At 42.8% G+C, this 13,223-nt stretch carries 9 protein-coding genes; all 9 read right to left on the bottom strand.

All coding sequences use genetic code 11. From position 1 onward, the window contains the following. Positions 1–58: 58 nt before the first annotated feature. Positions 59–2,395 carry a glycoside hydrolase family 65 protein gene (locus EKM82_RS09210; RefSeq protein WP_225419707.1) on the bottom strand — a complete coding sequence of 779 codons (2,337 nt, stop codon included), beginning with the start codon at positions 2,393–2,395 and terminating at the stop codon, positions 59–61. A 14-nt stretch (positions 2,396–2,409) separates the two neighbouring features. Further along, positions 2,410–3,921: a PTS transporter subunit EIIC gene (locus EKM82_RS09205; protein ID WP_125768365.1), complete on the bottom strand. Its 1,512-nt coding sequence runs from the start codon at positions 3,919–3,921 to the stop codon at positions 2,410–2,412. Between the two features lie 21 nt (positions 3,922–3,942). Beyond that, positions 3,943–4,425 (bottom strand): PTS sugar transporter subunit IIA, encoded by a 483-nt coding sequence (locus EKM82_RS09200; protein ID WP_125768362.1) that lies wholly within the window; start codon positions 4,423–4,425, stop codon positions 3,943–3,945. A gap of 141 nt (positions 4,426–4,566) precedes the next feature. Next, entirely contained in the window at positions 4,567–5,271 is a 705-nt protein-coding gene (gene treR, locus EKM82_RS09195) for a trehalose operon repressor (protein ID WP_125768359.1), read from the bottom strand. 863 nt (positions 5,272–6,134) lie between these two features. After that, positions 6,135–6,992 (bottom strand): TMEM175 family protein, encoded by an 858-nt coding sequence (locus EKM82_RS09190; RefSeq protein ID WP_125768356.1) that lies wholly within the window; start codon positions 6,990–6,992, stop codon positions 6,135–6,137. Between the two features lie 863 nt (positions 6,993–7,855). After that, positions 7,856–9,043 carry an MDR family MFS transporter gene (locus EKM82_RS09185; RefSeq protein WP_125768353.1) on the bottom strand — a complete coding sequence of 396 codons (1,188 nt, stop codon included), beginning with the start codon at positions 9,041–9,043 and terminating at the stop codon, positions 7,856–7,858. 704 nt (positions 9,044–9,747) lie between these two features. Beyond that, on the bottom strand, positions 9,748–10,305 hold the full coding sequence (locus EKM82_RS09180; protein WP_125768351.1) for a ferritin-like domain-containing protein: 558 nt from the start codon (positions 10,303–10,305) through the stop codon (positions 9,748–9,750). A 100-nt stretch (positions 10,306–10,405) separates the two neighbouring features. Beyond that, positions 10,406–10,636, bottom strand: a complete 231-nt coding sequence (locus tag EKM82_RS09175; protein ID WP_125768348.1) for a heavy-metal-associated domain-containing protein — start codon at positions 10,634–10,636, stop codon at positions 10,406–10,408. A 93-nt stretch (positions 10,637–10,729) separates the two neighbouring features. Then, positions 10,730–12,646 carry a heavy metal translocating P-type ATPase gene (locus EKM82_RS09170; RefSeq protein ID WP_125768346.1) on the bottom strand — a complete coding sequence of 639 codons (1,917 nt, stop codon included), beginning with the start codon at positions 12,644–12,646 and terminating at the stop codon, positions 10,730–10,732. Between the last annotated feature and the right edge of the window lie 577 nt (positions 12,647–13,223).

Here is a 13,223-nt window from a genome sequence, read left to right as displayed (position 1 = left end):
TCACCGCTATTTCAGTTGTTACTCAATTTTCTAGTGGGCAACCTTTGATAAATAACTTCTAAAAGCGCGGATTTAAGACGATGTTGACTGCACGATTGGCACTTAAATGGATTTTATTCGCCTGAACAATAATACAAATGTCCTGATCTGCCTCAACACACAAGGTATTATTGCGGAACGTAAAGCGAATTAACGTGCCATGGAACCGTTGCGCAAAGGAGAGATAACTCCAATTATGAGGAATCTTAGGTTCGACCAGCACATGCCGGTCATAGAACTTCACCCCCGCGAAAGCATGCTCAATCACTGATAGGGTGCCGCCCATAACGCCAGTATGAATCCCCTCGGCAGTGGTGCCGCCTTGGATATCATCGAAGTCAGACTTAATGGCAGTGATCAAATAATCCACAGCATGATCCAGCTCGCCTAAAAGCACATCAATCGCGGCAAACACTGGCCGTGAAACCGTCGAGCCATGCACGGTCCGAGCTAAATAGTAATCACGGTTTTCCCGAAGCCAATTTTTCGGTAATTGATAGCCTAATTGAGCCACCAATTGCTGCATCATTTTTTCACCTAAATTATAAACGGCCATTAATGCATCAGCCTGCTTGTTAACTTGATAATCATTCGACGATTTATCTTCAGATTTCAAAATGCGATCGATCCGATGAATATCACCATATTTTTGGCGATAATTATCTAAGTCCAGATCCTTTAAGTTGAAGTAATGTTGATATTGTTCAATTACCCCAGCATCATCAACGAATAAGGCCAAATTACTAGCCACATCACTAGCCTTTTGGACTAGCAGCTCATCAAAATCAACTTCAGCACAAACACCGGCGAAATCAACGTCATCATTCTTACGCAGGTCCAGTAACCAGTTCAGCGACCAAACTAGCATAATATTGGTATAAGCATTGTCAGATAGGCCGTCAACACTTGCTTGAGGATAAGCCTCGTGGAATTCGTCGGGACCCATCACGCCGGACAAATGATAACGTTCGCCATCATAAGTCACCTTACTCAACCAGAACTTGGTGGTCTCCAGCAACACTTTCAGACCGCCTTCACGAAGCAGGCTATAGTCACCGGTAATCCGCGTATAGGACCAAATATTATAGACCACCGCCAGCGAAACGTGGCGTTGTAAGCGTGAGTTGTCTTGATACCAACGATGGGTCAACGGATTTAAATGAATACTTTGCGACTGTTCATCGCCGTACATGGCTGATTGCCAAGGATACATCGCGCCGTGTTCATACTGCGCCCGGGCATTCTTTTTAGCAGCGGTCAGACGCTTGAGCCGATACTGTAAAATATCCTTCGCTGTGTCTGGCTCCACTGTGGCATAGTAAGGCACTAGAAATAACTCATCCCAGAAAATATGCCCGCGATAACCCTCCCCAGTTAACGCGCGGGAACCAACTGAAGCGTCTAAATCTTTGTTCGCAAGTTTCTGTGCCGCTTGGTGCAAGTGGAAAATATTCATGCGCACTAACCGCTGCAAGTCGGGATCATCACTTTCAATTTGCACGTCCGCATCTTGCCAGAAGGCCTGCCAATGAGTCAAACCTGACGTTTGAATTTTGGTAAAGCTACTATGAGTCAACGCTTTTTTAACCAACGGGATCGGATTACTGCTCTCATAGCTGGTGGCCACAGCCATCACGCGTTCAATCGTGAAATTCTCTTGGGCGGCCAAGTCAACTTGCGCTTGGTCGACCACTTGATGATCCGGATAAGTGGTGGTAAAAGTAGCTTGGTCACTAGTTGTTACTGCCCCAACAGCTAGTGTAATTTTAGAGGCCAATGTTTCGGCATGAATGAAATGATCGGCTGCTTTAACAATGGCAAACTCTTGGCTATTAAATTCCCGATAGCGTTGCACATTTTGATTTTTAATTTTACCGTCAACGATCAGTTGGACTTTTACTTGCGCGGCAAAATCAAGTTGGATATTTACCTTCAAAGCTAATTGATGGTAATTAACGGGATCGCAAACTTTCACCGTATCCAACTTCAGCCGCCCAGCTGCTAGCGGATACTCGAAATGTTCGACCAGCGTCCCTTGATCCATATTTAAACAAGCTTTGCGTTGGTCATAAGGTACTGTTACTTCTTGATTATCAACGAAAATCCTCAACAATTGCGGATTAGGAAGATTCACCATATCTTCGTTAACAATATCGCGGTGATTGACCACAGTGGTCGTTTGGTTGAAAACACCAGCGACATACAAGCCGGGATAATGATCATCACTAAATTGGGTGGTTACTGGCGCCCCCCGCCAGCCGAGATAACCGTTCCCTAACGTTAAAATTGATTCTTGACCGTACGATTTAGGGCCATGGGGAATATTTTGATAAACAATCTGCCAATCTGTAGTCATCATAAACTCCTTATCTAGTTAACTGCACCTTTAAAGACATTTTTCTTCTGCGCATTCTTGCCCTTATCAAGATCTGCATCAGTAAAGCCCCAGAAGTATACGCTAAGGAAAGAAACAACTAAAGTCACAACTGCAGCAACGAGGTAGACCCAAATATTATTGGGATTGGTTTTTGAGAAGAACGATGGGAAACCAATGAGTGAACCGGTGAAACCAAACATATCAATATGGAACAAACCAGCAATGAAACAGCCAACAGTACTCCCAATACTTGCTGTCCAGAAGACATGACCATATTTCAAGTTGATCCCATACATCGCCGGTTCAGTGACCCCAGCAAAACTTGACAACGCCCCCGCCAAAGCCAAGCCTTTAATGTCAGCACGTTTTGATTTGACCCAAACAGCTAAGGCACCAGCACCTTGGGCAATCATGGTAAAGTTAACCAAGCCATTCAAGACGGAATGACCGGTCATGGCAATATCGTTGGAAATAATTGGCACAATCATCCAGTGTAAGCCAAAGATAACTAAGGTTTGATATAACGCCCCAACAACTAAACCGGCGATTGCTTCATTCGCTGTAACTAAGAAGTTAATCCCAGTTGCCAACGCGCCAGAAATCAGTGAAATAACTGGGCCCATTAAAACTAAGACCGCACTGGTAACAATGAACAATGTGAACAACGGTTGGAAAATAGCCCGTAAACTAAGCGGTAACACTTTCTTCAACCAATTTCCCACTGGTCGCGCTAACCAAGCAGCGAAAATAATTGGGAAGATTGAGTACGTATATTGAGGTATGTGGATTGGCAAGCCGAAGAATGTCGCATTTAGCGGAATCCCCATGATTGTTGCCATTCCTTTAGTTGGCGCTGCCCATAAGGCGGCAATCGTGGGATGAACTAAAACCCCAGCAATTGCTGCTACTGTAATTGGTTCTGAACGCAACTGTTTCGCCGCCGTATACCCAACCAAAATTGGTAAGAAGTAAAAGGCCGAGTCGCCCATGGCATTAATAATAATGAAGGTTGTTGACTTCGTATCGATCCAATGCAAGTTGAAAGTGAAGAGGGTCAAGAACCCTTTCAAAATACCAGAAGCAGCTAACAAACCAATGATTGGAATCATTGAACCAGTAATCGTACCGATCAACAATTGGAAGCCACGCGTGATCCAGCCCCATAATGTCTTGGGCCGATTAGCCGCTGCTTCTTCTGCTGTCTCTTCAACAGCTTCGGCAGTCGCTTTATCATCAGCAAAGCCGCTACCTAATTGTTTAATCACTTCATCATAAACATCAGCTACTGCTGGCCCAATGACGACTTGATATTGACCTAACCCAGAGTTATATAACGCCCCAGCTACCCCAGAAAGACTAGTAATTTTATCAGTCTGGGCTTTTTTTTCATCCTTTAAATAAAACCGCAATCGTGAAATACAGTGAATAACTTTATTAATATTGCTTGGTCCCCCGACCAATTCAATAATTTGTTTCGCCAGTGCACTATAATCTGTCTTCGCCATAATAATCCGCTCCCCCTCGTTTTATTTCGCTGTTGCACTCCCGACAACAGCGCCTTGAGCAATCTCACCATAGTTAATCGTTAATTTAGCTAGATCAGTCTTCGAATTGGTGATCAGAATCATCACTGTATCATCCAAGTTATTATCACTGATCATTTGCCAGTCAACCGTCACTAAACTTTCCCCAGCGTGAACCCGTTTGCCTTGCTTGAAACGAACAGCAAAGGGCGCCCCTTTCAAATTAACGGTATCAATGCCCACATGGACCAAGAATTCCAAACCGTCATCGCGACGAATTCCCAGCGCATGTCCCTGAGCAACCGTGATCACCCCATCAATTGGTGCGACAACTTGGTCATTATGCGTATCTGGCGTAATCGCGAAGCCATCACCCATCATTTTTTGAGCAAAGACTGGATCAGAGACTTTACTCAAGTCAATCACAGTGCCAGCCACTGGTGCGCAAATATTGTCCGTGTGTTCGTGCTTTTTAAAATGAAACATTGTCATTCCTCCCCGAATGAATGCCATCGACGTTCAATCGATTTGCTTAATAATAGCGTCGTAAGTTCGTTGCCAGTCAATCACAACTAACTTACGAAAATAATTCCTGCTGTTAACGAATTTATTCCTGATTAAAAATGATTATTGTGGCCGCCGCGCAAACTCAACACTACTGAACTTATCAGCGCGATGCCGTGATTCGGTGTAGCCAAGAATCCGATTATCAGCCAAATGCGTCTCACTGCGCACCACTACCATTGGTACACTTTGATTAATACCTAAGTAGGTGCAATCATCATCGCCGGCTGGTTCGATCGTAATGTGCTTCACGGCATAATCAATTTTCAGATTGAGGTTCTGCTCGAAATAACTGAATAAAGAATATTGCGCCGCGACTGCTGGCACTTCAGGTATCACCTGTTCATTGACATAATCATAATCCAAGGTGACCGGCACATCGTCAATCACGCGTTTGCGTAAAATCATTTGCGCGTGAATTCCTGGCGAACCGTATAATAATTTTTCTGGTACAACCACATGGTCTTGAATCGCAATCAGATTATTTTCGGCGTCCAAACCATTAGCTTCAGCCACTTCACGGTAACTTTCAATTGAAGAAATTGGGAAGTTAAGCCGTTCCGTATTCAAAATCAAACTTCCCTTGCCACGAATGGTTTGAATATAACCTTCATTTGATAGCAAGCGCACCGCCTTACGAACCGTTTCCCGAGAAACAGCGTAACGCATGACTAATTTCTGATCGCTTGGTAGCAAATCTCCCTCTTGCAACTTCTTCGACTTAATATCAGTCAACAAGTCGTTGTAAATCCGTAAATATTTTTTCATGATTCCCCCCTGCTACGGCCTACCGCAGCATCTTGCTTAACCATCGACACAAGAAGTCATTACCATTTGCTTTAACTAACCTGATGATTACCCGCCTTTAGCTCTGAATAGACAGGTTTTAAAATTTGATTAATCAGGATTCTTGGTAAAAAAATTATCGGCGCTGTCTCCGCGTTTTCCACGTACAAAAAGGCGACTACCCAACTAACCGATTAACGTTCCTGTGTAATATCAATAATAAGGCCACCAGCTTCCCCCCAGAAACTGTTAGCACTAACCAATAAGATTGACTAGGTGTTATCCACCAGCGACAAATGACATCAATAAAATAATGGGCTCTAAGATCACTGATCATTTTTTGATCAACGGTTCAACTAAATAGGCTCAGTGACAAAATGTAACCCCTATCAACAAAAATAGAATAGCATATGTCTAGTTACGACGCCAACAATAAGCACTTATTTTTTTCAGCGATGTTGATATAGCAGGTTTTTACTAACAAAAAGTTCGTTCAACCGTTAGCAATTGAACAATTTAATCGCTTACAAGTTATCTACTAACGCCGTTTTGATTGGCTTTGCAGCTAGTCGCTCAATTAACCGGTCATTCATTAAGCAAACGCAAAACTAATCGAACTGACTGTTAATTATTTGCTTACTTGGGTCGCCCTAATCATCACGTATCCGAAAATAATGACGATTGACGCTAAAAACTAACCCCATCATTAACTGCGGCCATTGATAATTTGACTGATCCATTCAAGTAACCACAAAAAAAGCCGATCTTTCATTAAGAATGATCGGCTTGCTAATCAGCATTTTTTATATGACTAATCTTGAGATTCAAAAATAATTGCGACTAATTCATCGCTGATCGGCGGATTGACCATAGCCGCGTTGGCCCCGAATTTCTCGGGAACTCTGGAGCCAATGACGCAAAGTCTCATCAGAAACCCCAAATTTATCCTGTGCCGACTTAGCAAAGTAGTTCCAAGCGGCCGTTTGCTTTTGTTGATCATGACGGCCCCAACGTGCTTGCCGAAAATATTCGTGAACTAACCGGTAGAAATCACGCTGTTGTTCTGCGGAAAGACTAGCAAATCCGTGTTTTTCAGTGGTGGCCATTTTCTCCAATTCACTGAAATCAGTATGTTCTTGGCCATGTTTGATGAAAGATTGAACCGATAATACGATTAGAAGGACCAGCACCACATGGGGCCAGAAATAACCAACCGGAATCAACACCAAATAAAGGACGCCTGAATCCCAAACACCCGATCCATAAATAACATTGTAAATCACCTGCATATCGCTCTTCTCGGTGTATTTATCATGAATGATCCAGCGCGTCATCGTCCGGAAAATCATCGAGATAATTAAACACAAGCCACTATAAAGCATGACGTTATAGTTAGTAGTCGCCGAAGTCATCAGGCGAGTAAAAGTTGGAATCAACGATAGGAAAAATAGGAAGACCAAATCCAACACAACGATTGAATTAGGTACTTTCTCAGCCTCGTTAAAAGCAATTGCGTGTTGATACCATAAATTAGCAATGAAACAAAAACTAACGGAGTAAATCCCAATCGATTTAAATAATTGTAAATACAAAACCGTGCCATGGCGCATTGAAATCGGCAACTCTAACACCATCACCGTGATCAAAATCGCAATGACCGCATCACTAAACACATCTAATCGTTCTTTTAATTTTTTTTGCATCAAAAATCATCCCCAAGCCAATAATTGTTCTCAGTGTACCATGACTAGTCAGGTTTTATTCGTTTGAAGTGATTTATTTGTCCTAATTGTTGTCTTTTAGGTAAGTTAATTACGGATGAATGTTTAAAACTATTAAAACTTGATGAAGGTGTATAAACAGAATGGCGTCTGACTGCATTGCGGGCTGCTTGGCGTGGAACGCGGCCGACACTGATTGAAGCCTTTTTTCAAAAGTCTTCAATACAGGTCTTATTGTAAGTGCTAAAGCACCAACAATAATTTGGCGGCTGACGCCAAGATCCCTCCATTTCGTCTGAAGTTGAGTTAGTGTATTTCATCTTTGGAAGTAGTTAAGGCAGTGTTAGTGGGATTTATTACCTCAATTCAAGCAGTAGTAATTGTTGAACAGTAACAAAAAAGTCGATGTGACAACTCTGCTTTTCAATAGAGATTATCACACCGATTTTGTAACACCACAATCTGGTTCGGCCAAATAGTGGTGCTCATTTGTATTAATTTAATTAGGTGATTGCTGAGCCATTGGCATCTAACTTTGCTAGTATTGCCTTGATATCAGCTAAATTTTAAAGTGGCTAAGATTAACTCAAAACGCAGTGGAGGCCGCCGGGTTGTCAGCCGCCAAATTATCCTTGGCGCTTTAGCGCTTAGGATAAGGGTTGTATTTGAGATTGTTGCAACGCAATAAGCTTAAATCAATCCCGGCAGCGTTCCACAACCCGCCGGCCGCAACGGAGTTGTTCGCTAATCTGCCCAAAACCAGTTCACCTTTAATCAACCGCAATTTTGAAGCAACAAAAAAACCGTCAATTAATTGACGGTTTTAAAATGCTAATTGATTTAAATTACTTTTCATTAATTGAGGACTGGCGCTTGCCACGGCCGATAAGAATGAAGGCCAATGTTGCCAGAATCACGATGGCGGCACAGAAAATAAAGAGTACGGTGTAAGACATCGACTCAATAATCAAAGCGCCGATTAACGGCCCCACTGCTCGGCCTGCCGAAGCGGCCATTGTTACCAAACCTTGGTACTTACCTTTTTCTTGGTAAGAAGCGCGTTCGTTGACGAATGTCGAAACGGCTGGAAAGGCGATGACTTCACCGACTGTTAAAACAGCCATGGCCAAAATAAAGAAAGCATAATGCTTCGCCGTCAGCAAAATTGCGAACGAACCAGTAAACATAAAGAAACCAGTGTATAAACGACCGCGCAAATGTTTTAGCAAATAATCATCGAAGTGAGTCAGTAACGGCTGTAATGTCACAATCAAAACGGCGTTGACAGTCCATAAGAAACTATAAGAACGGACCGTCATCCCCAAATGCAGCATGTAAGCTGAAATGTTGCTTTGCCACTGTTCGTAGCCAATCCAAGCCACAAACAACATCAATAATAACAAATAAATCGGTAATTTTTCTCGAGTGCGACCGTCGCCAGTGTCGGTGACCTTGCTGCGCCGAATGGCTTGTTTGGCTTGATTCAAATTGCGGAACGTCAATAACGCCACAGCTAAGAACAGCACAAACAAAATAAACGCCGTTAAGAAAACGTACTGAATACCCAGTGGCAAAATAAAACCGACCACTAAGGAACCAAAGACCAAGCCCAAGTTGCTGGTAAAATACAGCACATTAAAAACGTAGCTCGGCTGTTTACTCCGAACTAACGTGGCAATCGAATTAATACAAGTGACGACAATCCCATTACCCAGCCCAAGGATAACTAGTAAAATCGCGTAAATTGGCCAGCCATGCCAAAAAATCAAAGCCCCAGCTGAAGCAGTGGCAATCACGATCCCAGCAACAATCGTCTCATAGGGTTTCCAATGATCAAACAACCAACCGCCTAAATAATTCCCAATAATTGTGGCCACCGAGTTGATCAATAAAACTAAACCAGCCACAGTTAGTGTTTCGTGCAAATACTCATGCATATAAATTGTGGTCAATGGCCAAATAAAACTAATCCCAGTATTGGTAATCAACGACCCTAAAAATAACCACTTTAACTGAATTGGATCCTTCCGCAAAACGTCCGACTCTCCTTAAAAAACTGCTGTTTATAGCGTATCGCGAACCACCCAGGAAAAGCAACCCAATATACAAGATTTTTTTATATTTTAGTTGGCAAACTAGCCATAAGCACTGACTGATTGTTTCCTCAACATGAGGAAAGTTCAATTTCCACGCCAAAACAAAAACCCACTTCTGGGCAGGAAGTGGGTTTCGTTTCATTTTAAAGGGGAGGAGTAAAATGAAGAAAATTAGCAATTTGGGTTTTAGGATTTTGGGTTAGAAAGCTTAGTGACTTGCACTAACTAGCTTGCAATAAGTAACTTTCTATATTGATAACTATAACCGCTGCCTATGAAAAACTGATGATCTAAAAATGGCCTTACAAAGATTTAATTGTGACGAAAAGATGAAGTGCTACTAACATTCGCTTTAATTTGGGCTTTCGTTGCCACTCACTAAATCACTACGGGGGAATAATCATTTAGTTGCAACAACTGGCTGCCATCTTGGCGAAGGTTTAAATCATGCGCGCAACAATTAAAACATCAGTGATTGAATTTCAAAATTATTAGCGGCGTACTTGGTGCTAATCGTAAATCTGCTCGTCGCAATTGGGCAATCGCCGAATAAGCATAGGGTTAAAAATGAAAATTAGAATTCACGAATTATCACGCCCGCACAACTACGCCGCGTTTCGACTAATTAGTGGTGGCTTGGTTTAATCTTCGTCATCTTCATCAACTTCGACTAAATCTTCCCAAGCTGTTTTGCCAAGCAACGCTTGTAACTGGCGCGTGCGACGATTATTGTTACCACGCAAGTTGATCAAGAAGCTTGCCAATGCCGGACGATTCTCGCGTTGGGCTAAAATAATAGCCCGATCAATAAACATATTTGCTGTGGTGTAATCATGAGCTGTTTCATTAACCAAATCAGCAGCGTCTACATACTTCAGGCGCGCATCTTCAGTCATTTTGGTGTATTTCGTATATTCAGCCACTGTTGCTGGTGGCAATTCGTTTTCATCTAACAAAATGGCGCCAAGATCGTCTAACTGCTGCCGATTTTCTTGAATCAAAGTTTCATAAAAATCCTGTAATTGCAACGCTGAGGCACCTTTGACGAACCAAAGAGCTTGGTGCAACTTCACGTCGAAGTACCAAAGATTGGCAACGATATGACCAGTCATCGCACCGGCAGTTGGCTTGTGGTGATCAAGATCAGCCTGTTCTAATTCGGCTTGGTATTTAGCATCGATTTCGGGATTAAAGTTCATAATAATTCCTCCTTGGAATTGAATTTATTTAAAATTACTGGGATAATTTTGCGTATTTATTGTGGATTGACAATTTATTCTTGAAAAACAACTGGTTTAATTAAAGATCTTTTACTTTGACGCCTTGAACTTCATAACCTAATTTGGTGACCACATCGCTTAAAGCATCAGCATTTGTCTGAGAATCATCAATTTCAGCTTTCACTTTGCCAGCGTTAAACAAGACTTTAATGGCGCCGACGCCTGGTTGTGCTTTAAGGGCACCTTCGATTTTAGTCAAGCAAGAGGGGCAAGTTAAGGCATCCAGTTGTAAAATAACTTTCTTATTCATAAACGTAACTCCCTTTCATATCTGATAAATTTAGTATACGAGCAACTAGCTGCTAAAAAATTGACCGTGGTCAAGTTTAGCTAACTTTTTTAATTAATTTATTTGAGCCGCCGTTTGTTGTTGCGCATCAGGATTACTTTTGGCCGGTGAACCACCGAATTGAATCAGCCGCATAGCATTGAAAATCACAACTAAAATGCTGGCTTCATGGACAAACATCCCACTGGCCATGTAAATGAAACCAGCGACTAAACCAAGTAACAGGAAGGCGACCACAGCAATGGCAATGACCACATTTTCTTTGGTATTCAAAACCGTCTTCTTAGCTAGGCGATAAGCGTGCACCAACGAAGTGAAATTAGATTGCATTAAAACCACATCGGACGTTTCAATCGCCACATCAGTTCCGCTACCCATGGCAATCCCAATATCCGCCGTTGCTAGCGAAGGACTGTCGTTAATGCCATCACCGACGAAGGCCACCTTCTGACCATTAGCTTGGAACTGTTTAACAAATTCAACTTTTTGATCAGGTAATAATTCAGCGTGAACTTCATCGATACCTAATTCTTGGGCGACGTAATCAGCCGTCACTTGATTATCACCAGTCAACATGACTAAATGCTTGGCACCGGCCGCTTTTAACTTAGCTAATTGCGCCTTAACTTCAGGCCGAATTTGGTCAGCAACGCCCACCAACGCCGCAATTTGACCAGCCACAGCCACGATCATTGTCGAGCTGCCAGTAGCTTGTAATGCTTGTAAATCAGCTTGTTGCGCTGCTGATAGGCTTAAATCATAAGTGGTCATCAATTTCTGATTGCCCACCAAGACTTGTTGGCCATTGATCTGGGCAACTAAGCCTTGGCCTTTCAAAGTCTGATTATCGCTGACCGCCAATGATTGGTAGTCCACATTTTGTTGGTCGGCGTAAGCTAACACGGCCCGTCCTAAAGGATGATCTGATAATGTTTCCATTCGCGCCGTCAACGCCAACACTTGTTGAGGATCTGTGGCGTAATTTTTGATCTCGGAAACAGCCGTTTTGCCTTGCGTTAAAGTGCCGGTTTTATCGAAAACAAACGTATCAACATGGGCGAAAGTATCCATCGCCTCGCCACCCTTGATGAGAATGCCGCGCTTAGCACCATTGCCAATCCCGGCAACGTTAGAAACTGGCGCGCCAATCACCAAAGCACCAGGGCAACCAAGCACCAGTACAGTAATCGCTAATTTGAAATCACGACTAATGATGAAGACTGCCAAAGCAATCAAGAGCACCGCTGGCGTGTAGTATTTCGCGAAACGATCAATGAATTTTTCGGCATGCGACTTGGTATCTTGAGCGTCTTCAACGAGCTCAATAATTTTGGCAAAAGTGGTGTCGTCACCGACTTTAGTTGCTTCAACTTGTAAATAACCGTCGCTTAACATCGTGCCCGAAAAAACTTGGTCATGAGTTGTTTTCTTAACCGCCCGTGACTCACCAGTAACGGCCGCCTCATCAGCGTAACCACTGCCATCGACGACCACTCCATCAACAGGAATCGCGGCCCCAGTTTTAACCAAGACGCGATCACCTTTTTCCACGTCATCAACATCAACAGTTTCCGTGGTACCATCGTCCTGTAAAACCAAAGCGGTTGTTGGCGTCATTTCAGTGAGCGTTTTAATTGAAGCGCGGGTCTTGTCCAACGTTTTCTGTTCCAAGAAATTCCCAAATAAGAACAAGAACGTCACAATTGCTGATTCATTATATTCGCCAATAATGAAGGCGCCGATCACGGCAATGGTGACCAGCAACTCAATGCTGACAACTTTAACCTTCAAAGCCTGATAAGCGTGAATGGCAATTGGAATAATCGCAATGACGCTGGCAATCGCCAATAAAATATTTGCGCCTAATTGCCAATGTGCTAAATATTGTAGTGCTAACCCCGCAACAATTAAAATGCCGGTTAGCCAAGTAATTTGTTTGGTGTGTTTCTGGATATACATTTGAAATTTCATGTGTGTCACCCCGTGGCCTTTCGTTTCATTTAATGACTATAGTTTAGCGAGATTGGTACTTTAATAAATTGATGGCCATCAAGTTTTTGAAAAGAAAGTTCAAAACTATTAAAACCTGGGCAGACCTTGAAACAGAATTGAGTCTGACTGCATTGCGGGCTGCTTGGCGTGGAACGCGGCCGGCATTGATTTGAGCTTATTGCTTCGCAACAATCTCAAATACAAGCCTTATCGTAAGTGCTAAAGCACTAACGATAATTTGGCGGCTGACGCCAAGATCCCTCCATTCCGTCTGGAGTTGAGGTGGTGTATTTCATCTTTATTAGAGTTTAAGGCAGTGTTAGTGGGATTCATTAACTTAATTCAATCAGTAAAAATAGTTAAACAGTGGCAAAAAAGGGTGCGACACCTCTATTCTCAATAGGGCTTGTCACACCGACTTTATGTCACCACAATCTGGTTCGGCCAAACAGTGGAAATCAATTTAGTTAGTTTTATCAGGTGGTGGCGGCGCAATTGGCGTCAGCCATGAAATTATTCTTGCCGCTTTAGCGGTTAGAATAAGGCTTGTATTTAA

It is taken from the genome of Lapidilactobacillus wuchangensis, assembly GCF_003946645.1.
In the GTDB taxonomy this organism is placed as follows: Bacteria; Bacillota; Bacilli; order Lactobacillales; family Lactobacillaceae; genus Lapidilactobacillus; species Lapidilactobacillus wuchangensis.
This window is presented reverse-complemented; position numbering and strand designations above follow the sequence as displayed.